This window comes from Rhodococcus sp. no. 34, from assembly GCF_054589475.1.
On record NZ_BAAILK010000046.1, the window covers coordinates 775,480 to 797,146 of the forward strand.

A 21,667-nucleotide genomic window follows, 5' to 3' on the forward strand; every position below is an offset into this window, starting at 1 on the left:
CGAGTGCGCTCCTGAAGGTCGTGCGAGTTAGCCGTGGATATTCTCGGGCACCAGCCTAGCCGCTACGCCCGCACCGATCCCAGCCGATGCGGGCGTAACTGCCGAAACCGGTCCGTCAATCCTCTTTCTTCTTGGGTTGTGGCACCGGAACCACCGCCAGCACCGCCTCCTCGACGCGCTCTCGCGCCGCGCGGGTATCGGCCTCACCGAAGTCGAGGCAGAACGCGTCGACCACCGAGGAACCCAAGGTGGCGACCTTCGCCCACCGGATGTCGGCTCCACTGTGTTCGAGTGCTGCGGCCAGTCGGCAGAGCAGGCCGACGCGGTCCTCGGTACGCAATTCGAGGATCGCCTGACCGTCGCCGGGCGCGTCGAACCAGATGACCCGCGGTGGCGCCTGCGCATAGAGCACCGGAACCGCGGAATCCTTGTTGGTCTGGATCGGGTCGTCCCACTGCTCTGCCCGTGCCTCCTCGTCCTTCGCGTCGAGAAGTTCGAGCAAATTCAGTTCACCGGCCGAAGCCCGGATCAATTCCTGCCGGAGCAGCACCGCCTGCGGGGGTGTGCCGAACCTCGGCGTCACGACAAACGAGTTGACCGCCGAACCTGCATGCGACCCCAGCGATGCGGAATGCACCCGCAACGACTGCAGCGCCAGAACTCCGGCAGCCCGAGACAGCAGCCCGGGTGCGTCGGGCGCGATGACGGTCACGACGTAGGTGTGCGCATTCTCGGCCGGAACGAGCGAGACGTGAACCCCGCCCTCCTCGGCGATGGCCAATTGCTCGGGAGCGAGTGGATCGGGTTGCGGGAGCTCCTCCCCTGCCATCAGCAAACGACAACGACGCACCAGCTCGCCGATCAACGACGACTTCCAGTCGCCCCAGACACCAGGCCCGGTGGCCAGCGAATCCGCTTCCGCCAACGAATGCAGGAGATCGAGAAGGGTCCCGTCTCCCTCGAGTGCGTCGACCACTCGCTGCACGGTTGCCGGATCGTCGAGGTCGCGACGGGTGGCGGTTTCCGGCAACAGCAAGTGGTATCGCACCATCGCCGTCAACGTCGCGACGTCGGAAGGCCAGAGTCCCAAGCGATTTCCGATCGCGGTGGCCAATTCGGCACCGACGACGCTGTGGTCTCCCCCTCGCCCCTTCCCGATGTCGTGGATCAACGCACCGAGCATGAGCAGATCCGGCCGAGCGACGCGAGTGGTGAATCCGCTTGCATACGCGGCGGTTTCGACCAGGTGCCGATCCACCGTCCACGTATGGACGGCGTCGCGCGGCGGAAGATCGCGAATGGTCCCCCACTCCGGCAGGAGTCGACCCCAGAGCCCGGTCCGGTCCATCGCCTCGATCACCGGAACGGCACGCGATCCCGAACCGAGCACGACCAAGAGATCGTTGACCGCATTTTTCGGCCACGGCTCACGCAGCTCCGGGGCATTGTCGGCCAGGCGATTGAGCGTCGACGCGGAGATCGGCATGCCGTTGGTGGCCGCCGCTGCCGCGACCCGCATCACCAGACCGGGATCCTTCTTCGGCCTCGCATCGCGCGCCAGAACTACTTCGCCGGCATGCTCGACGACGCCCTCGTCCAGTGGTCGTCGCACCGGCGCGCGACGCAGCCGCGACAAACCACGCCGGGGCAAGGAGTTTCCGGCGGTACGGATACCGACGTCGACCGAATAGCTGATGGTGCGCGCCGATTCGCTGAGAAGGCGGGCCAGATCGAAGCGATCACCGATCCGTAGCGCCGCACCGATCTCGTCGGCGTCCTGTGCTCGCAGTTGGTCGCGGGCGCGACCGGCAACGCGGTGAAGTTCGGTGCGCACGTCGAGCAACCGCCTGTGCGCAAGTGCCAGACCGCCGCCGGGCGAGTTGGGTCCCAGCCCTGGCATCCCGTCGGTCAATTGCGCGATGGACAGGGCGTTGAGCAGTTGGACGTCTCGCAGCCCGCCACGGCCGCTCTTGAGATCCGGTTCGGCGCGATGGGCGATCTCGCCGCTGCGCTCCCACCTCGTACGGGTCTGGGTGATCAATTCGTCGAATCGGCTGCGGATGTCCATACGCCACTGTCGTCGGACACCACTGATCAACAGGTTGCTCAGCTCCACGTCGCCGGCAATGTGGCGTGCTTCGAGCATTCCGAGTGCTGCCGTCATGTCGGTGGCCGCAACCTGAAGCGCCTGCGGAAGCGTCCGCACGCTGTGGTCGAGTTTGATGTGCGCGTCCCACAGCGGGTACCACAGGCTGTCCGCGACCTGGGCCACGACGGCTGGGTCCATGTCGTCGTGCAGCAGAATCAGATCGAGATCGGAATACGGCAACAGTTCGCGTCGGCCGAGACCACCCACGGCGACGATGGCAAACCCACAATCCGGTTTGATGCCCAGTTCGGTCCCCTTGGTGGTCAACCAGAATTCGTGCAGATCGACCAGTGCATGTCGCAGCGAGGGGGCGTCGAGCCTCCTGTTCTTGACGCCTCCGGTGAGTAGGGCCTTGCGTGCGCGGGCCAGGTCCGCAGCTTCGTCGGATCCCCCTGACGAGACCGGCCCTGGCCCCGTCGCTTTCGCGACGGAACCAGGGCCGAAGTTCTCGGACCCTTTCGGGTCAGAGTGCATCGCCACCGCGTTCCCCGGTGCGAACCCGGATGACCGACTCGACTGGCGAGACCCACACCTTGCCGTCACCGATCTTGCCGGTTCGAGCGGCCTCGACGATCACCTCGACCACCTTGTCAACGGCCGCGTCGTCGACGACGACCTCGACCCGGACCTTGGGTACGAAGTCCACGGAATACTCCGCGCCTCGGTACACCTCGGTGTGGCCCTTCTGTCGGCCGTAGCCCTGAACTTCGCTGACTGTCATACCCAGCACTCCGGCCTGCTCGAGTCCGGTCTTGACGTCCTCGAGCGTGAACGGCTTGACGATTGCTGTGATCAGCTTCATGTGCTCATCCCTTTCCAAACTCTGAAGTGCCTGAATTCACTTTAATCACGTGCTGATCACGCGAGGTCGTATGCGGTCTCTGCGTGTTCGGTCTCATCGATGCCGCGTGCCTCGTCCTCGGCCGAGATTCGCCAGCCCAGGGGCTTGAGTGCGAAGCCGATGATCGTCGTCAGAACGCCGGTGAAGACGAGTGCTGCGAGTGCGATCACGATCTGAACCACCAGTTGCTTGTAGTCGCCGCCGTAGAAGAGGCCGGTTGCGGTGCCGAAGAATCCGATACCGATCGTGCCCCACAGGCCGGAGACAAGGTGAACACCGACGACGTCGAGCGAGTCGTCGAAGCCGAAGCGGAACTTCAGGCCGACTGCGAGAGCGGACAGGATGCCGGCTACTGCGCCGAGGAAGATGGAACCGACCGGGTTGAGCGCACCGGCAGCAGGGGTGATGGCGACCAGACCGGCAACCGCACCGGACGCTGCGCCGAGGCTGGTGGCGTGGCCGTCACGAATACGCTCGGTAGCGAGCCAGGCCAGGACTGCGGCACACGTCGCGGTGGTCGTGTTGACCCAGGCGAGACCGGCGTTACCGTCAGCGGCGAATGCCGAGCCGGCGTTGAAGCCGAACCAACCGAACCAGAGGAGTGCGGCGCCGAGCATCACGAAGGGCAGGTTGTGCGGACGGAAGGCGGTCTTGCCGAAGCCGAGACGCTTGCCGACGATGAGTGCGAGGACCAGACCGGCCATACCCGCGTTGATGTGAACGACTGTGCCACCGGCGAAGTCGATCGGAGCGACGTTGGCGACGGTGACTCCGTCGTCGTTGACCGTGGTGCCGAAGAGCTTTGCCGCGATGCCGTCCTCGGAGCCCGAGAGGAGTCCGCCGCCCCACACCATGTGTGCGAGCGGGAAGTAGACGACGGTGACCCAGATACCCGAGAACAGGAGCCAGGTGCCGAACTTGACCCGCTCGGCCAGGGCACCACTGATGAGGGCGGTGGTGATGATCGCGAATGTCACCTGGAACGCGATGTCGATGACGTTGGGGTAGCCCCAGGCGCCGGCGATGAAGTTGCCGTCAGCATCGGTGATGCTGTTCTTGAGGCCGAAGAACTCGAACGGGTTGGCAAAAATGCCCCCGATGTTCTCAGAGCCGTAGGACATCGACCATCCCCACAGAACGTAGATGACGCCGATGACGGCCATGGCCCCGAAGGACATCATCATCATGTTCAGGACGGACTTGGACCGAGACATCCCGCCGTAGAAGAAAGCGAGGCCGGGTGTCATCAGCAAGACCAGAGATGCAGCCATCAGCATCCATGCGGCGTTACCGGAGTTCGCCAACAAATCGTCGGTACTCACTTACTACCTCCTAGTCGCACGTGCCGGGCAGCACGTCGTTAAGGAGAAGAGTGCTGGGCTGGTGTTTCGTCCATGGCGCTGTCGCGTTTCGCAGACGTGAACCAATTGCCCAACTTTGTTGCAAACAGGTTTCGCCAGGGAGTTCTACCGACCCTGTGCGCCTTTTTGGTAGTTCGCGCTACCAAAAAGGCGCACGGGGGCGTCAGCCCAGCAGGGCGTCGACGAACGCACCCGGCTCGAACGGCGCCAGGTCGTCGGCACCTTCACCGAGGCCGACCAACTTCACCGGCACACCCAGTTCATGCTGAACCTGGAAGACGATTCCGCCCTTGGCGGTTCCGTCCAGCTTGGTCAGTACGACGCCGGTGATGTCCACGACCTCCGCGAACACTCGAGCCTGCGCCAATCCGTTCTGGCCGACCGTCGCATCGAGAACCAGCAGAACGTCGTCGACCGAGGCCTTCTTCTCGATAACCCGCTTGACCTTGCCGAGCTCGTCCATCAGACCGGTCTTGGTGTGCAGACGGCCGGCGGTGTCGATCAGGACCACGTCGACGCCGTCCGCGATGCCCCGTGAGACCGCGTCGAAGGCAATCGCAGCGGGATCGCCACCCTCCTTGCCACGAACAACTTCAGCGCCGACACGCTCGGCCCACGTCTGGAGCTGATCGGCGGCGGCGGCGCGGAACGTGTCCGCGGCACCGAGCACGACGCGACGACCGTCGGCGACGAGCACGCGAGCCAGCTTGCCGGTGGTGGTTGTCTTGCCGGTCCCGTTGACGCCGACGACTAGCAGAACAGCCGGGTGATCATCGTGCGGCAATGCGCGGATGGAGCGGTCCAGTTCGGGACGCAGTTCGGCGATCAACACCTCGCGCAGAAGGGCGCGGGCGGCAGCCTCGGTCCGGACGCTGCGGGCCGCCATCTGCTCACGAAGCTTCGTGACGACTTTTTCCGTGGTCGCGGAGCCGAGGTCTGCGATGAGGAGGGTGTCCTCGACTTCTTCCCACGAATCCTCGTCCAGATCGCCGCCACCGAGCAGACCCAGCAAGCTCTTGCCGACTGCTGACTGCGAGCGGGAAAGGCGCCCGCGCAGTCGGTCCAGCCGACCCTCGGTCGGGTCGATCTCGTCCAGCACGCGCGGTGCAGGCTCGACTGGCGCGGGAACGACGACGGGCTCGGGAACGACAACAGGTTCTTCGACAACCGGTTCTGCTACCGGCGCCTCTTCTACTACCGGCTCTTCGACAACCGGCTCCTCGACGGCGGCCGGCTTCTCCGCAACAGGTTCTTCGACAACCGGTTCCGCGACAGTTGGTTCCTCGATAACCGGTTCTTCGACGATCGGTTTTTCGACGACAGGTTCTTCGACGACGGGCGGCTTCTCGGCGACCGGAGGTGTCGGAACCACCGGAGGTGGCGCCGTTGCCGTCGACCCCTGACTGAAGTTGAACCCGCCACCGGCCTTGTAGCCGCCTGACTTGTCCTTCTCGGGGGCGCCGAGCTCCGGCTTCGTCTCGGGTGCCTTCAGCGATACCTGCCCCTTGCGGTAGCGCAGGAATCCGGCAACGAGAACGACGAGTAGTACGGCCGCTACAGCCGCGATGATGATCCAAGCCTGGGTAGTCACCGGCCCATTGTTTCAGGCTCCGACCCGGAAAGTGAGCAGGGCTTACGTCGAGGCCATGTCTTGACCGCGAAGTCGCTGCGAAATCACGGTGGTGATGCCGTCGCCGCGCATGCTGACGCCGTACAACGCATCGGCGATTTCCATCGTCGGTTTCTGGTGAGTGATCACGATCAACTGCGACTTCTCCCGCAATTGTTCGAAGAGTCCGATCAGCCGCCGCAGGTTGGTGTCGTCCAACGCCGCCTCGACTTCGTCCATCACGTAGAACGGGGACGGGCGTGCCCGGAAGATCGCGACCAGCATGGCCACCGCGGTCAACGACTTCTCGCCGCCCGACAGCAACGACAACCGTTTGACCTTCTTACCGGGCGGACGCGCCTCGACTTCGATGCCGGTGGTGAGCATGTCCGAGGGATCGGTGAGGACCAGCCGCCCTTCTCCCCCGGGAAACAATTTCTCGAACACTCCCACGAACTCACGCTCGACGTCGGCATAGGCCTCGGTGAACACCTGCAGAATTCGTGCGTCGACGTCTGCGACCACAGCAAGAAGGTCCTTGCGTGCGGTCTTGACGTCCTCGAGCTGAGTGGAGAGGAAGGTGTACCGCTCCTCGAGAGCTGCGAATTCCTCGAGCGCCAGCGGATTGACCTTGCCGAGGGTGGCGAGGTCCTTCTCGGCCCGCTTGGCGCGCCGTTCCTGAGTCGCGCGGTCGTACGGAAGCGGAGCGGGGGCGGTGACCTGCTCCCCACGCTCCTTGGCCTGCTCGTACTCCTCGATTTCGAGAGCGGTCGGCGGCAGTTCGACCTCGGGCCCGTACTCGGCGATCAGATCGTCGAGGCCGATTCCGTACTGATCGAGGATCGACTCCTCGAGTTGTTCGATGCGCAGCGCTGCCTGTGCCTTCGCTACCTCGTCGCGGTGGACGGCGTCGGTGAGCGAAGCGAGTTGTCCGGTCAGTGCTCGGACTGTCTCGCGGACCTGATCCAGCTTGGCCGTGCACTCGGCGCGGGCCCGAGCCAACTCGTCACGGTGGGCAAGAGCCGCAGCGACGACTGTCTCGAGTTCGGCCGCCACACGCTGTCCCGACTCGGCGACGGCAGCTGCAACTTCCGCAGCGTGCGCTCTGGCGCGCAGAGCCCGCTCGGCGCGAATCCGCGCTTCTCGTTCCGCGGCGGCCGCACGCCGAAGCGAATCGGCCTTTCCGCGTACGGATTCCGCACGCTCTTCGGCGGTGCGCACGGCAAGGCGAGCATCCATTTCGACGATGCGCACTTCGGCGAGCGCTGCTGCGGCCATTTCGCGATCGGCAGCGGTCGATTCCGCACCGTGTCCCGGTGCACTGCCGTCGGTTTCGGCGACGCGCAGACGTTCCTCCAGATCCGCGAGCTTTGTCAGCGACTCACCGCGGCCCTCCTCGGCACGCACTCGCTGGGCGGTCAACCGCTCGGATTCCGCGTGGGCGACTCGTGCTGCCTGCCCCAATCTGCCCAACTGCTCGTAGATGGCGGACATGGCGGCGTCCGACTCGTTGAGCGCTGCCAAAGTTTGCTCCGCGGTCTCGCGTCGAGCGGCTTGTTCGGCCAGAGCGCCGGACAGCGCCGCGTCGAGTTCCTCGGATCGGCTCTCCGTTGCCGCCAGTTCCGCTGCTGACGCGTCGATCGCCGCCTGCACCTCGAGCGTGCTCGGTTGCCGATCCGAGCCACCGATCATCCACCCCGAACCGTGCAGATCGCCAGAACGCGTCACTGCACGAATTCCCTTGTGGTCAGCAACAACTCGAATCGCGTCATCGAGAGTCTCGACCAGGACGACGCCATCGAGGATGGCGGTCAATCCGGCACGCAACTCGTCAGGGCAGTCGATGACGTCGACGGCCGGACGACTACCCGGCGCGATCTCGGCCTCGCGCTTGATCGCCGGTTCACCGCTCACGATCAGTGATGCACGTCCACCGTCCTGATCGGCCAGTGCTGTGACAGCGGAGCGAGCAGAGTCCAGCGACTGCGCCACGACGGCGTCCGCCGCCGGCCCCATCGCGGCAGCGATCGCGGCCTCGTAGCCGGGTTCGACGTGAATCAATCCGACCAGCGAGGTGATGCCGTCGTCGCCGCGGTGTTCGAGCAGCCAGCCGCCACCGTCCTTGCGCTGCAAACCCATCGACAGTGCCTCGATGCGCGCCCGGAGCGAAGCGATGCGTTGCCCGCTCGTCTTTTCTTCCTCACGAAGCTCTTCGACGCGCGCGTCGATCATCTCGAGAGCCTCGATGGCGCGTTCGTGATTGGTATCGAGGCCGACTTCACCGGCGTCGAGGTCCCCGATGCTTTCTTGCACCGTGTCGAACTCGGCCTGTGCGGCATCGCCACGCAGACGAGCCTCGTCGATCGCCTCGGTCAGCCGAGACACTTCCGCGTCGACGGATTCGACGCGGGTACGCAGAGTGTCGACCTGACCGGAGAGTCGAGCAAGACCTTCACGGCGGTCGGCGACGGCACGAACTTCTGCCATGTGCGCCCGTTCCGCTTCTGCTGCAGCATCTTCGGTGGCTGCGAGCTGGTCCCGAGCAGCTTCCGACGCCGCTCGCGCGATTTCGACGCCTTCGAGGAGTTCGGCCTCTTCGGCAGCAAGACGTTCGGCGCGCGCCTCCATCTCGTCCGGGTCCTGGCCGCGGTTGCCGACGGGTTCGGAGTCGAGATGACGCGCACGCTCGCGGGCGATGCGCACGGTGGCGTTGACGCGTTCGGCAAGCGCGGAAAGCTGGAACCAACTCTGTGCAGCCGCTTCCGATCCCGGAGTCAGACGAGCGAGAGCTTGCTCCTGGCGCCCGAGTTCGAGGTTGGCCTCGTCGAGCGCAGCCGCCACCTGGTTGTGCTGTTCACGGGCCGCTTTCTCGTCCTGCGCCTGGTCGTTCAACTGGTTTCGACGGGTCACCAGATCGTCAGCGGCCAGACGCATCTTTGCATCACGCAGGTCAGCCTGGACCGTCTGTGCTCGCCGAGCAACCTCGGCTTGGCGTCCCAGCGGTTTGAGTTGCCGACGCAGTTCCGCGGTGAGGTCACTGAGGCGAGCGAGATTGGCCTGCATGGAATCGAGTTTGCGCACCGCTTTTTCCTTGCGGCGGCGATGTTTGAGGACTCCCGCGGCTTCTTCGATGAAGGCGCGTCGATCTTCGGGACGGGATTCGAGGATCGCGGCGAGCCGTCCCTGCCCGACGATGACATGCATTTCGCGGCCGATGCCGGAGTCGCTGAGCAGTTCCTGGACGTCCATCAGACGGCAGGACGAGCCGTTGATCTCGTACTCCCCCGCGCCGTCGCGGAACATGCGGCGCGTGATCGACACCTCGGAGTACTCGATCGGGAGCGCCCCGTCGGCGTTGTCGATGGTCAAGGTCACCTCGGCGCGGCCCAGCGGCGCGCGGCCGGAGGTGCCGGCAAAGATGACATCTTCCATCTTGCCGCCGCGCAGGGCCTTGGCGCCCTGCTCGCCCATCACCCAGGTCAACGCATCGACGACGTTGGATTTACCCGAGCCGTTCGGGCCGACCACACAGGTAATTCCCGGCTCGAACCGAAGAGTCGTTGCCGACGCAAAGGATTTGAATCCCTTGAGTGTCAGACTCTTGAGGTGCATGGGGGGAAACTTTACCGCCAAACAGGTCAGCGTTCGACGAACCCTGTCAGGTCGCCCCTTGCGGTGTCCCAGCTGTCGACCACGAGATCCACCGAGCCTGGGGTAGTACCCGAGCGCAGCAGCTCCACCAATCGCTCGAGTTGCGTGCGTTCGCCCTCCGCCACGACGAGCACTCGACCGTCACGCTGATTGGACGCATATCCGATCAATCCGAGTTCGAGTGCGCGGGCCCTGGTCCACCACCGGAACCCGACGCCTTGAACGTATCCGTGAACCCACGCCGTCAACCGCACAGGCGCTGCTTCAGCCATGACGCTCAGCCCGCCACACGTTCGAGACGGTGAACGTCACCCAGGAATCCGGTGGTGTAGAGCGCGTTGGGATCCCAGCCCGGTCCGGCGCCGAACTTGACCGCAGATGTGAACGGCAGACCCGAGGCGATCTCACACGAAGATCCCGAATCCGGATCGACGCGAACAACTTTGCCGCCTGCATTGAATGCGACGTACAACGCGCCGTCCGGTCCGACGGTCAGATCGTCCGCCATGTTTGCCGGACCGAACCCGGGGAGCGTGATCGTTCGCATCGGCCCGCCCAGATCGTTTGCGTCGAGGATGTGGACGGCGGTGACCATGTCGAAGGTCGTGCTCACGTAGATCGTCGAACCGGAGCGTGCGAGGCCGTCGACGGTGCCGAGGTCTTCACGAACGATCGAACTGCTTCCGTCACTGTTGACGACCGTGAGCCCCGGCCTGGTGAGTGTGCGGGCAGTGAGGAAACGGTTATCGTCCAGCTGCACAAGCCCGTTCGGCATCACCAGACCGTCGGCGATCGTTGTCACCGACCCGTCTGCGACGTCGACCTTGCGGAGGCTGCCGTCGGCGATTCCGAACAGTCCCGAGACAGTCGAGTTGCCCGTGGTGAAGTACACGGATCCCTCACGCGCGACCAGACCGCCAGGTCCGGTGACGTCACCGACCAAAGTTGTCCGTGTTCCGTCCGGCGCCACTTTCAGCAGTGCACCCGGCCCGATCAGAGCCGACTGCGACAACACCATCGATCCGTTGCCGTCGAATTCGAGGTTCTCGAGCATTCCGGCACCAGTCGTCACGACGCTCGACGTCCATGTGCCGCAACTACCGGCCGAGCCGTCGGCCGGGACCGAGGCCTGCGCTGGAGCATTCAGCGCCACAACGGAACCCAGTGCGATCGCAGCGACAACGCTGCCGGCGCGGAACATCAGGCTTCCGTGTCGAACGACAGAGTGACCTTGGTTCCGGCCTTGAGCGTGCGCCCGACCGTGCATACCTTGTCCACGGAACGCTCGACGAGAGTGATGAGGCGCTGCTGTGCCTCGGCATCCAACTCGCTGAGATCGAGCTCGAGGACCTCGTCGAGCTGCGGGTAGACTTCGTTTTCACGATCGGCGGCTCCGGACACTCGGACCGTCGCATCGTAGTTGTCACCGAGCCGGCGCGAGATCGGGAAGTCGGAGCTCATCCCGGTGCATGCGGCCAGTGCAATTTTGAGGAGTTCGCCGGGCGTGAAGACTCCTGGCACCGATTCGGAGCCGATGAGAACCTCTGCGCCGCGCGAACTCTTGCCGGTGTAGAGGCGGGTTCCGGTTCGTTCGACCCAAAGCTCCGTGTGAGCCGGGGCGGTTGCAGTGGTGTCGGGAGTCTGTTCAGCCATGACGCAATCTTGCCACTCCGCCGAACCGAAGGAGCGGGAGACCTAGGCGATTCGCCGTGCCCTCGGGGTCGGCTGGCACCGCGGGCAACTGAACGACGATCGATTCATGAACTTCTCACGCTTGATCGGCGCGCCGCATCGCGGGCACGGGAGATTTTCCTGCCCGTACGCCGACAGCGACCGGTCGAAGTAGCCCGATTCCCCGTTGACGTTCACGTACAGCGCGTCGAAGGACGTACCGCCCTGATCGAGCGCTTCACCCATCACCGAGTGTGCCGCGGTCAACAGTTCTCGAAGTTTGGGCCTGGTAAGCGTTTCGGCGATACGGTTGCCGTGAATCTTGGCGCGCCACAATGATTCGTCGGCGTAGATGTTTCCGATTCCGGAGACCACCGTCTGGTCGAGAATCGCGCGCTTGATCTCGGTGTGCTTGCCCCGCAGGACTTTCACGACGGATTCGAGATCGAACGCCGCATCCATGGGATCGCGAGCGATGTGCGCCACCGACTCGGGCAGCATCGTTCCGTCGACCTCGACGAGGGGTGAAATCGACCAGCCACCGAAGGTCCGCTGATCGACGAATCGAAGATCGGCCCCGGAATCGAGGGCCAACCGAATGCGTAGGTGCTTTTCCCAGTCGACTGTCGGGGGTTGGACCAGCATCTGTCCGCTCATCCCGAGATGAACCACCAGTCCGACACCGGCAGGCTCGAGAACCAGCCACAGGTACTTGCCGCGACGCTCTGCCGAAGCGATGGTCTGCCCGGTGAGTTGGCCGATCAAGTCCTCGGAACCGAGAATGTGGCGCCTGATCGCGCGGGGATGGAGTACCTCGACGGCCTCGATCGCCGCACCTACAGCATGAGACTGTAGGCCGCGGCGAACGACTTCGACTTCGGGAAGCTCAGGCAAGAGTGAACTCAGCCGGCAAGATCAGGCGTGTCGTCAGCAGCGACTGCGGTAGCAGCGGCATTCTCCGACATCGTCTTCCATGCCGAACTTGCTGCCTTCTGCTCGGCTTCCTTCTTGGAACGACCGACACCGACACCCAAGGGTTTGCCACTGATGAGAACGGTGGCCGTGAATTCCTTGTCGTGATCGGGTCCGGTGGCGGTGATCTCGTAAACGGGAACTCCGGCACCGTGTTCTGCGGTCAGTTCCTGCAGACTCGTCTTCCAATCCAGACCCGCGCCCAGAAGCGGTGCGCGAGTGAGTAGATCGTCGAACAGATCGAGGACGACGCGTCGCGCAGTCTCGATGCCGTGCTGCAGGTGGATGGCGCCGAGAATCGACTCCATACCGTCGGCGAGAATGGACGGCTTGTCACGGCCGCCCGTCATTTCCTCGCCCTTACCCAGCAGCAGGTGTGCTCCGAGTCCACCTTCACCCAGAGTCCTGGCAACCTCGGCGAGTGCATGCATGTTGACCACGCTGGCACGGATCTTCGCCAGATCACCTTCGGATTTGTCCGGGTGGGACAGGTAGAGATTTTCGGTCACCGTGACGCCGAGAACGGAATCCCCTAGGAACTCGAGGCGCTCGTTCGTGGGCAGTCCGCCGTTCTCGTACGCGTACGAGCGGTGCGTGAGAGCCAGGGTCAGAAGACCGGGCTCTATATCTACGCCGACAGCGGCGAGGAGCTTGTCGTGATTGCCCTCGCCGCCGGCGGCTGAAACTGTATTTTCGCTCGTCATAGTCTTTCTCCGGGGAGAACTAGACAGCAGCGGTTACCTGGCGGCCCTTGTAAGTACCGCATGACGGGCATGCGATGTGGGGAAGGGTCTGCTCGCCACAGCCACGGTTGGGGCAGGTAACGAGGGTGGGCACAGTGGTCTTCCACTGGCTACGACGCGACCGCGTGTTGGATCGCGACATTTTGCGCTTGGGGACAGCCACTTCTACTTCTCCTCGGCTTCGGTGATCACAAGATTTTCGCTGGTGTTTGATTCCACGCCAAATTTGGCCGCGAGACCAGCCCAGCGAGGATCAAGTATGTCATGCCCATGCCCAGATTCCGCAATCGCCAGGCGAATGCCACATTCTGAGCACAATCCCAGGCAATCGTCACTGCACAGAGGCTGGAGCGGAAGCGCCAGCCCGACTGCATCGACGATGACCGGTTCGAGGTCGATTTCGTCGTCTTCGACCGCGTAGACCTCTCCCTCTTCCGTCGTCTCCTCGGTGGTGCTGTCCGGGTAAGCGAACAACTCCGTGAGATAGATGTCCACGGTGTCGGTGAAAGGTTCAAGGCACCGCGAGCATTCACCCTTGGTGGGTGCGTGCACGTTTCCGGTGACGAGAACGCCTTCGGACACTGCTTCGAGACGAAGATCGAGATCTATGTCCGCGCCCGCTTCGATCGCGATCAGATCGAGACCGATACGGTTCGGGGACTGAATTGTTCTCTCGACGGTACGCATCGACCCTGGACGACGACCGAGCTTGACCGTGTCCAGCAAAAATCCCGCATCACTTGACTGATGCGACGAACTACGACGATGCGTTGACAAAGAGAACTCACCTAACTGTTGAAACTGGTATGGGCAACCACTCCACAATACGGCAGCTACAAGGCAAATCCCAATTCGATCCACGAAAAAGTGGGCCGCCCCATATCGGACGACCCACCCTCGACTGACTTGTCTGCTCTATCGGCGCCGCTCGGAACGACGATCGTCGTCCTGGTAGTCGGGAACCCCCGAACCCGTTCGAAGCTGCTGACGACCACGCCCGACCGATCGAACCGTTCCGGTGAGGAACTCTTCGAACTCGGCCAACTTGGTGTCCACGTACAGGTCACACTCCGAACGCATCCTGTCGGACTCGGCATGAGCGGCGTCGATCACTCGCGCGGATTCCGCGTGAGCGGACTGGACAACCTCGGTCTGCGACACCAGACGAGCCTGCTCCGCCGTTCCCTCCGCCACCGAATGTTCGTACGAGGCCTGGCCGGACTCGATCATCCGATCGGCCTCGGCACGCGCCCGTCCGGTGACGGCCTCGTACTCACGACGGCCGTCGGTGACGGTCCGTTCCGCTTCTGCTTCGGCGTCCTCGACCAACTGATCGGCGTGCGCACGCGCTTCGGCAACCATGCGATCGGCCTGAGCCTTGGCATCGGACAGAATCCGGTCGGCGTCGTCGCGTGCGTTCTCCACAGTCGAGGTTGCCTCGGCATTGGCGCTGCTGACCGTCTTCTCGGCGTTTGCTCGCGCGTCACCGACCAATTTGTCGCGATGATCGAGGACGTCCTGAGCGTCGTCCAGCTCGCTCGGAATTGCGTCCCGGACGTCGTCGAGTAGCTCGAGTACGTCACCGCGAGGCACAACACACCCTGCGGTCATGGGAACACCGCGCGCCTCTTCGACAATTGCGACCAGTTCGTCCAGTGCCTCGAATACGCGGTACACAAGCAACCCCAATCTCTACCGGCCGAAATCGGCCCACATCGTCACCGGTCCACTCGGACCTGTGCCCGTTCCTGTCCAAGTTTGCCGGAAGAACGGCCAACGGGGTGTCGTCGTGGTCGGTGTGTCGGGGATCAGCTGTTTTCGGCTGCTCGCTCGGCGATACGTGCGAGTAGCCGAGAATGCACTTTGGCCGGCAACATGTCGGAGACGTCGCCGCCGAAAGTCGCGACTTCCTTCACCAGAGAACTCGACAGGTAGCTGTACGTCGGATTCGTGGCGACGAACAGTGTGTCGACGCCCGTGAGCTTCTGATTCATCTGAGCCATCTGCAGCTCGTAATCGAAGTCGTTCGCGCCGCGCAGACCCTTGACGATCGCGCTGAGGCCTTCTTGTTTCGCGTAGTCGACCAACAATCCGTGCCACGACGTGACGCGAACGTTGGGCAGGTGACTCGTCGCGTCTTCGAGCATCTCGATCCGCTCGTCGATCGTGAACATGCCACGCTTGCTCTTGTTGATCAGCACGGTGACCACGACCTCGTCGAATTGCGCAGCAACTCTTCCGATTACGTCGAGGTGACCGTTGGTCACAGGGTCGAAGGATCCGGGACAGACGGCGCCAGTCATGAGTCCAGACCGTAGCAGGTGGCCAGCTCGATGCGGGCTTCACCGTAGTTCTTGGCCTTGATCGGCTCGTAGCCCTGAGGCCACACGGTCTCCGGCGAGCGCGACGATCGTTCGAGTACCACGATCGTGCCCTCCCCCACCCATTTGTTGGCCTGCAGATCAGCGAGCATGGACACGACAGCCTCGTCGGTTACCGCATACGGTGGGTCCGCGATCACGATGTCGTATTCACGCGCGCTCGGACCCGAGACCACGGCCGCAACCGGAGCGGCGCGAACCGTCGCCCCAGGCAACGCGACAGTGCCGATGTTCGCCTTGATGACGGCAGCAGCCTTGGCATCCGATTCCACGAGAACAACGTGCTCGGCTCCCCGCGAGAGCGCCTCGAGGCCGAGAGCACCCGAACCCGCAAAGAGGTCGAGAACCGCGCACCCTTCGAGATCGATGCGCGCTTCGAGAGCACTGAACAGCGCCTCACGAACCCGATCCGACGTCGGACGGGTGCCGCTCGGCGGGACTCGCAGGCGTCGACCGCCCGCAAGTCCCGAGATGATGCGTGTCACTCTGCGGCGCTCTCCCCCGTCGAGACGACTACCAGCAGGTCTCCGCCCTCGACCTGTTGGACGGCGCTGATCGCGATCCGAGAGACGACGCCGGCGCGCGGCGAGGTGATCGCCGCTTCCATCTTCATTGCTTCGATCGTGGCCACGGTGTCGCCGGCCTCGATCTTCTGGCCTTCCTTCACCGCGAGCGTCACGACGCCCGCGAACGGTGCCGCCACGTGGCCCGGGTTGTTCTTGTCGGCCTTCTCCGCCACCGGTACGTCACTGGCAATGGAGCGATCGCGGATCGAGACCGGGCGCAATTGACCGTTCAGGATGCACATGACAGTGCGGTAGCCGCGCTCGTCGGGCTCGGAGATCGCTTCGAGACCGATGATCAGCTCAACGCCGGGAGCCAACTCGACGCGGTGTTCGTCGCCGCGCCGCAAACCGTAGAAGAACTGGTTCGCCGAAAGCCGCGACGTGTCACCGTACTTCTCGCGGTGTTCGAGGAATTCCTTTGTCGGGCCGGGGAACAGCAGACGATTCAGCGTCGCCTGACGGTCCTTCGACGAGCCCTCGAGCAGCACCTCGTCCTCAGCGGACAACGTCGCTTCGGGCTTGGCCTGGCCACGTCCTTCGAGTGCCTTGCTGCGGAACGGTTCCGGCCAACCACCGGGAGGCGTACCGAGTTCACCGCGCAGGAAGCCCACCACGGAGTCGGGAATGTCGAACTTCGCCGGATCTGCGGCAAACTCCTCCGAAGGCACGCCGGCGCCGACAAGGTGGAGGGCGAGGTCGCCGACGACCTTCGACGACGGCGTCACCTTCACGAGATGCCCGAGCATGCGGTCCGCGTCGGCGTACTTGGCTTCGACCTCTTCGAACCGGTCGCCGAGACCGAGAGCAACGGCCTGGGTCCGGAGATTGGAGAGCTGGCCGCCCGGAATCTCGTGCGTGTACACACGTCCCGTCGGCGCCGGCAGTCCGGATTCGAACGGCGCGTACACCTTTCGCAGCGCCTCCCAGTACGGTTCGAGGTCGCACACGTTCTGCAGGTTCAGCCCGGTGTCGAACTCGGAGTGCGCAGCGGCGGCAACGATGGCCGAGAGCGCAGGCTGACTGGTGGTTCCGGCCAGTGCCGCCGAAGCACCGTCGACTGCGTCGGCGCCCGCCTGCCACGCGGCGAAATACGTGGCCAACTGTCCACCGGGGGTGTCATGCGTGTGGACGTGAACCGGAAGATCGAAGTTGCTGCGTAGCGCCGTCACGAGCTTGGTGGCCGCCGGAGCGCGCAGCAGGCCCGCCATGTCCTTGATCGCGAGCACGTGAGCGCCCGCATCGACGATCTCTTCTGCCAACTTCAGGTAGTAGTCGAGCGTGTACAGCGTTTCGTTCGGATCCGACAGATCGCCGGTGTAGCTCAACGCCACCTCGGCGAGAGCCGTTCCGGTCTCACGCACCGCGTCGATGGCAGGGCGCATCTGGTCGACGTTGTTGAGCGCGTCGAAGATTCGGAAGATGTCGATGCCGGTGTCGGTGGCTTCCTGAACGAATGCGCGCGTGACCTTTTCGGGATACGGCGTGTAGCCCACCGTGTTTCGACCGCGAAGAAGCATCTGGAGGCAGATGTTGGGAATCGCCTCGCGCAGTGCGGCAAGCCGGTACCACGGATCCTCGTGCAGGAAGCGAAGTCCCACATCGTAGGTCGCGCCGCCCCAGGCTTCGATCGAGAGCAGTTCCGGCGTCAACCGCGCAACGTGCCCCGCTACTCCGAGCAGTCCGCTGGTTCGAACTCGCGTGGCCAACAACGACTGGTGCGCGTCACGGAAGGTGGTGTCGGTGACGCCGACTGCCTTCTGCTCACGCAGTGCCTTCGCGAAACCTTCGGGTCCGAGTTCGAGGAGGCGCTGACGGCTACCGGCAGGAGGGGGTGTCGAAAGATCGATCTTGGGCAGCTTGTCCTGCGGGTACACCGCCGAGGGACGCTCCCCGTGCGGCTTGTTGACAGTCACATCCGCGAGGTAGGTCAGGATCTTCGTGCCGCGGTCTGCCGAAGAACGCAGAGTCAGCAGCTGAGGACGTTCCTCGATGAAGGAGGTTGTCACGCGTCCCGCCCGGAAGTCCGGGTCGTCGAGAACCGCCTGCAGGAACGGAATGTTGGTCGAGACACCACGAATGCGGAACTCGGTGACCGCGCGGCGAGCTCTCGCCACAGCGGCTTCGAGGTCGCGACCGCGACAAGTGAGTTTGACCAGCATGGAATCGAAGTACGCTCCGACCTCGGCGCCGAGTGTGGCGCCACCGTCCAAGCGGATACCGGCTCCGCCCGGGGTGCGGTATGCGGTGATACGGCCGGTGTCCGGGCGGAATCCGTTTGCCGGATCCTCGGTCGTGATGCGGCACTGCAGCGCCGCGCCGCGAAGCTTGATCGTCTCCTGTGACAGACCAAGTTCTGCAAGCGTCGAACCGGACGCGATCTTGAGCTGCGACTGGACCAGGTCCACGTCCGTCACTTCTTCGGTGACGGTGTGCTCGACCTGAATTCGCGGGTTCATCTCGATGAAGACGTGGTTGCCGCGCTTGTCGAGAAGGAACTCGACGGTGCCCGCGCACGTGTATCCGATCTCCTTCGCGAAGGCGACGGCGTCGGCACAGATCTTGGCGCGCAACTCTTCGGAGAGATTGGGCGCCGGAGCGAGCTCGATCACCTTCTGGTGGCGACGTTGCAGCGAGCAGTCACGCTCGAAGAGGTGGATGACGTTGCCCTGCTCGTCGGCGAGGATCTGCACTTCGATGTGCCGGGGGTCGATGACGGCCTGCTCGAGGAAGACCGTCGAATCGCCGAAGGCCGATTCCGCTTCGCGCGCTGCGGCTTCGATCGATTCCTTGAGCTGTGAGCGCTCCGCAACACGGCGCATTCCGCGCCCACCGCCGCCTGCGACAGCCTTGACGAAGAGCGGGAAGGTCATGTCCTCGGCGGCTGCGAGCAACTCGTCGATGTCCGCTGACGGCTCCGAAGACGCGAGCACCGGGAGACCGGCGGCCTTTGCCGCTGCGATGGCCCGAGCCTTGTTTCCGGTCAACTCGAGGATCTCGGCGGACGGGCCGACGAACTTGATGCCTGCCTCGGCACACGCCGCCGACAAGTCCGGGTTCTCGGAGAGGAAGCCGTAACCGGGGTAGATGGCGTCGGCTCCGGCGCTCTTGGCGGCGGCGACGATTTCCTCGACCGAGAGATACGCGCGAACGGGGTGACCCTTCTCCCCGATCTGGTAGCTCTCGTCTGCCTTGAGACGGTGGATCGAATTCCGATCCTCGTACGGGAACACCGCGACGGTTCCGGCACCTAGTTCGTAGGCGGCGCGGAAGGCACGGATCGCAATTTCGCCGCGGTTCGCGACGAGCACTTTGGAGAACATTCGAGAAAACTACCCCGATTTCATCTTGCGTCTACATGCGGAGTCTCATATTTCGGACTGAATCGAGAAACCAACCCAGCGGTCCTCGTGCTATTCGATTTCAGCTTGTCGTCATACCCTTCACGACTTCTCGAGGTACTCGATCCGGTCGGAGTCCAGGGCAGCGGTCACCATGGACGCGAGGGCGGGATGACCGTCGAGCGACGGATCGGAGTCGACGATTCCCTGAGCGAACTCCCTGGCGGACTCGAGGATGTCTCCATGGGCCATGAGGGAAAGCAGCCGCAGATTCGAGGTTGTGCCCGACTGCGCCGCACCGAGGATGTCTCCTTCACGTCTGGTCGCGAGGTCGAGTTGAGCCAGTTCGAACCCGTCGTTGGTCGCTGCCACCGCCGAGAGCCGCTCGTACGCCGGTCCCCCGGGATTGCTTCCGGTGACGAGGATGCACAGTCCCTGGTGTTTCCCTCGACCGACGCGGCCACGCAACTGATGGAGCTGACTGACGCCGAACCGCTCGGCGTCGACGATCACCATCACCGTCGCGTTCGGAACGTCGACACCGACTTCGACAACGGTCGTACAGACGAGGACGTCGATGTCACCGACGTTGAACGCGCTCATCACGACGTCCTTTTCGTCGGAAGGCAGTCGACCGTGCAGCAACCCGACTCGCAGATCGGCCAGCGGACCACTCGACAGCTCTTCGAAGACGTCGACCGCCGACTTGGTCTCGGGCTGCTTCCCCTCGGTGAACTGATCTTCGCCTGCACCCTGCTCGCCGTCACCGATCCGCGAGCACACGACATACGCCTGACGGCCGTCGGCGACGTCCTCACGGATTCGTTCCCATGCGCGATCGACCCATTGCGGCTTCTGCTTCGCGGGCACGACACTGCTCTTGATCGGGGTTCGCCCACGTGGAAGCTCTCGCAGGGTCGAGACCTCGAGGTCGCCGAGCACGGTCATGGCGATGGTTCGCGGAATCGGCGTTGCCGTCATCACCAGCAGATGCGGACTCAGTCCTTCACGGGCACGTGATCGCAACTGATCACGTTGCTCGACGCCGAAGCGGTGTTGCTCGTCGACGACAACCATGCCGAGGTTGAAGAACTCGACGTTGTCCTGAATGAGCGCATGGGTACCGATGACGATCCCGGCGTCGCCGGTCACGGCTTCGAGCAGCGCTGCGCGCTTCGCAGCGACTGGCAGCGAGCCGGTAAGAAGGGCGATACGGGTGGAATGTTCGGCAGAACCGAGTTCACCACCTGCAGCCAGCGAGCCCATCATCTTGCGCAGTGATCGCGCGTGCTGATTTGCCAGGACCTCGGTGGGTGCGAGCAACGCGCACTGATAACCCGCATCGACGACCTGCAGCATCGCGCGCAGAGCCACGATCGTCTTGCCTGACCCGACCTCGCCCTGAAGAAGGCGGCTCATCGGGTGTGGGCGGGCAAGGTCGGTGGAGATCTCCTCCGCGACTGCTTGCTGTCCCTCCGTCAGAGTGAACGGGAGCATCTCCTCGAACTGGTCCGCGATCCCGCCGGCGACCGGAGCGCAGGCCGGAGCCACACGCTCGGAATTGTCGTGACGACGCATCGCGAGGACCAACTGCAGAGACAGCGCCTCGTCGAAACGCAGACGATCCTGTGCTCGTTCGATGTCTTCCTTGGTATCTGGCAGGTGAACGGTGCGCAGCGCCTCGTCCAAACCGATGAATCCGTGCTCGGCCCGAGTCTCGGCGGGCAACGGCTCCTCGATCGGATCGAGTTGGTCGAGCACTTGCCGCACGCACCGCATGATGGTCCAGCTCTCGACCTCGCGGGTCGCCGGGTACAGCGGGATCAATGCGCGGTCGAAGACGGACAGATCGAGTTCGGCGCCGGGATCCTGATTTGCGCGAGCCAGGCCCGCAAGGTCACCGGCTCCCTTGATGGATGCAAGCGGAACTACCGAATCCTCTTCGCCGACACGAGGTTCCGGGAGAATCAGGTAGCTCGGATGAGTGAGAGACCACTTGCCGCGGAAGTACTTCACCGTCCCGGAGAACATCGCCCGAACGCCGGGCTTGATGACGTGCCGCACCTTCTGCGGGTTGAAGAACGTGACGTCCACGGTCTGCGAATCAGTCGCCAGCGATACTCGCAACATCTGCCCCGGACGGTTCTTCATCTTCACGACGGCGGCCGACGCCACCCGCGCGATGATGGTGATGTGCTCACCCTCGGGCGGCTCCTTCTCGGCAAGCTCCTTGCCTGCCGACGCGTACCGGTGTGGGTAGTGACGCAGCAGGTCCTCGACGGTGCGGATCTCGAATGCCTCGTCGAGTGCGTCCGCGGTCTTCTTTCCCAGCAGCCGATCGAGTGGGTCGGCGAGCGTCGCCATCAGTTCCTCCAGCACAGTGTC

17 protein-coding genes are annotated in these 21,667 nt (G+C 63.9%); all 17 read right to left on the reverse strand.

Translation table 11 applies throughout. The annotated features are described in order from the left end of the window. Positions 1-115: 115 nt before the first annotated feature. Positions 116-2,623: a [protein-PII] uridylyltransferase gene (locus ACYP01_RS24865; protein WP_459682943.1), complete on the reverse strand. Its 2,508-nt coding sequence runs from the start codon at positions 2,621-2,623 to the stop codon at positions 116-118. Continuing rightward, positions 2,613-2,951, reverse strand: coding sequence for a P-II family nitrogen regulator (locus tag ACYP01_RS24870; protein ID WP_003942772.1), 339 nt, complete (start codon positions 2,949-2,951; stop codon positions 2,613-2,615). The genes ACYP01_RS24865 and ACYP01_RS24870 overlap by 11 nt, the downstream gene beginning before the upstream one ends. A 56-nt stretch (positions 2,952-3,007) precedes the next feature. Continuing rightward, a complete protein-coding gene (locus tag ACYP01_RS24875; RefSeq protein ID WP_051649690.1) occupies positions 3,008-4,267 on the reverse strand; it encodes an ammonium transporter in 1,260 nt (419 codons plus the stop codon). Between the two features lie 247 nt (positions 4,268-4,514). Then, on the reverse strand, positions 4,515-5,942 hold the full coding sequence (gene ftsY, locus ACYP01_RS24880) for a signal recognition particle-docking protein FtsY (RefSeq protein WP_459682946.1): 1,428 nt from the start codon (positions 5,940-5,942) through the stop codon (positions 4,515-4,517). A gap of 42 nt (positions 5,943-5,984) precedes the next feature. After that, complete coding sequence (gene smc, locus ACYP01_RS24885; RefSeq protein WP_341514216.1) at positions 5,985-9,572, reverse strand: chromosome segregation protein SMC; 3,588 nt, start codon at positions 9,570-9,572, stop codon at positions 5,985-5,987. A gap of 26 nt (positions 9,573-9,598) precedes the next feature. After that, positions 9,599-9,883 (reverse strand): acylphosphatase, encoded by a 285-nt coding sequence (locus ACYP01_RS24890; protein ID WP_037130369.1) that lies wholly within the window; start codon positions 9,881-9,883, stop codon positions 9,599-9,601. Between the two features lie 5 nt (positions 9,884-9,888). Next, positions 9,889-10,812 carry an SMP-30/gluconolactonase/LRE family protein gene (locus ACYP01_RS24895; RefSeq protein WP_459682949.1) on the reverse strand — a complete coding sequence of 308 codons (924 nt, stop codon included), beginning with the start codon at positions 10,810-10,812 and terminating at the stop codon, positions 9,889-9,891. Beyond that, a complete protein-coding gene (locus ACYP01_RS24900; RefSeq protein WP_003942740.1) occupies positions 10,812-11,264 on the reverse strand; it encodes an OsmC family protein in 453 nt (150 codons plus the stop codon). Before ACYP01_RS24900 ends, ACYP01_RS24895 begins: the two co-directional genes overlap by 1 nt. 42 nt (positions 11,265-11,306) lie before the next feature. Then, on the reverse strand, positions 11,307-12,176 hold the full coding sequence (gene mutM, locus ACYP01_RS24905; protein WP_003942752.1) for a bifunctional DNA-formamidopyrimidine glycosylase/DNA-(apurinic or apyrimidinic site) lyase: 870 nt from the start codon (positions 12,174-12,176) through the stop codon (positions 11,307-11,309). A gap of 8 nt (positions 12,177-12,184) precedes the next feature. Further along, positions 12,185-12,958, reverse strand: coding sequence for a ribonuclease III (rnc, locus tag ACYP01_RS24910; protein WP_003942759.1), 774 nt, complete (start codon positions 12,956-12,958; stop codon positions 12,185-12,187). Between the two features lie 19 nt (positions 12,959-12,977). After that, positions 12,978-13,160 (reverse strand): 50S ribosomal protein L32, encoded by a 183-nt coding sequence (rpmF, locus tag ACYP01_RS24915; protein ID WP_007729318.1) that lies wholly within the window; start codon positions 13,158-13,160, stop codon positions 12,978-12,980. 2 nt (positions 13,161-13,162) lie between these two features. Next, on the reverse strand, positions 13,163-13,723 hold the full coding sequence (locus ACYP01_RS24920) for a YceD family protein (protein ID WP_007729319.1): 561 nt from the start codon (positions 13,721-13,723) through the stop codon (positions 13,163-13,165). Between the two features lie 189 nt (positions 13,724-13,912). Then, the gene (locus ACYP01_RS24925; protein ID WP_003942696.1) at positions 13,913-14,674 is read right to left on the reverse strand and encodes a DivIVA domain-containing protein; all 762 of its coding nucleotides are present in this window, start codon (positions 14,672-14,674) and stop codon (positions 13,913-13,915) included. Between the two features lie 131 nt (positions 14,675-14,805). Beyond that, a complete protein-coding gene (gene coaD, locus ACYP01_RS24930) occupies positions 14,806-15,300 on the reverse strand; it encodes a pantetheine-phosphate adenylyltransferase (protein ID WP_003942776.1) in 495 nt (164 codons plus the stop codon). Then, positions 15,297-15,863: a 16S rRNA (guanine(966)-N(2))-methyltransferase RsmD gene (rsmD, locus tag ACYP01_RS24935; protein WP_003942746.1), complete on the reverse strand. Its 567-nt coding sequence runs from the start codon at positions 15,861-15,863 to the stop codon at positions 15,297-15,299. Before rsmD ends, coaD begins: the two co-directional genes overlap by 4 nt. Beyond that, positions 15,860-19,264 (reverse strand): pyruvate carboxylase, encoded by a 3,405-nt coding sequence (locus ACYP01_RS24940; RefSeq protein ID WP_003942675.1) that lies wholly within the window; start codon positions 19,262-19,264, stop codon positions 15,860-15,862. The genes rsmD and ACYP01_RS24940 overlap by 4 nt, the downstream gene beginning before the upstream one ends. A gap of 120 nt (positions 19,265-19,384) precedes the next feature. After that, complete coding sequence (recG, locus tag ACYP01_RS24945; RefSeq protein ID WP_459682954.1) at positions 19,385-21,646, reverse strand: ATP-dependent DNA helicase RecG; 2,262 nt, start codon at positions 21,644-21,646, stop codon at positions 19,385-19,387. Positions 21,647-21,667 lie beyond the last annotated feature (21 nt).

What these genes read in the sequence shown, in the direction of transcription:
- ACYP01_RS24940 (WP_003942675.1), bottom strand. Translation starts at nt 19,264, where the DNA reads ATGTTCTCCAAAGTGCTCGTCGCGAACCGCGGCGAAATTGCGATCCGT.
- ACYP01_RS24870 (WP_003942772.1), bottom strand. Translation starts at nt 2,951, where the DNA reads ATGAAGCTGATCACAGCAATCGTCAAGCCGTTCACGCTCGAGGACGTC.
- coaD (WP_003942776.1), bottom strand. Translation starts at nt 15,300, where the DNA reads ATGACTGGCGCCGTCTGTCCCGGATCCTTCGACCCTGTGACCAACGGT.
- ACYP01_RS24900 (WP_003942740.1), bottom strand. Translation starts at nt 11,264, where the DNA reads ATGGCTGAACAGACTCCCGACACCACTGCAACCGCCCCGGCTCACACG.
- ACYP01_RS24875 (WP_051649690.1), bottom strand. Translation starts at nt 4,267, where the DNA reads ATGCTGATGGCTGCATCTCTGGTCTTGCTGATGACACCCGGCCTCGCT.
- ACYP01_RS24865 (WP_459682943.1), bottom strand. Translation starts at nt 2,623, where the DNA reads ATGCACTCTGACCCGAAAGGGTCCGAGAACTTCGGCCCTGGTTCCGTC.
- rnc (WP_003942759.1), bottom strand. Translation starts at nt 12,958, where the DNA reads ATGACGAGCGAAAATACAGTTTCAGCCGCCGGCGGCGAGGGCAATCAC.
- recG (WP_459682954.1), bottom strand. Translation starts at nt 21,646, where the DNA reads ATGGCGACGCTCGCCGACCCACTCGATCGGCTGCTGGGAAAGAAGACC.
- ACYP01_RS24895 (WP_459682949.1), bottom strand. Translation starts at nt 10,812, where the DNA reads ATGTTCCGCGCCGGCAGCGTTGTCGCTGCGATCGCACTGGGTTCCGTT.
- ACYP01_RS24890 (WP_037130369.1), bottom strand. Translation starts at nt 9,883, where the DNA reads ATGGCTGAAGCAGCGCCTGTGCGGTTGACGGCGTGGGTTCACGGATAC.
- smc (WP_341514216.1), bottom strand. Translation starts at nt 9,572, where the DNA reads ATGCACCTCAAGAGTCTGACACTCAAGGGATTCAAATCCTTTGCGTCG.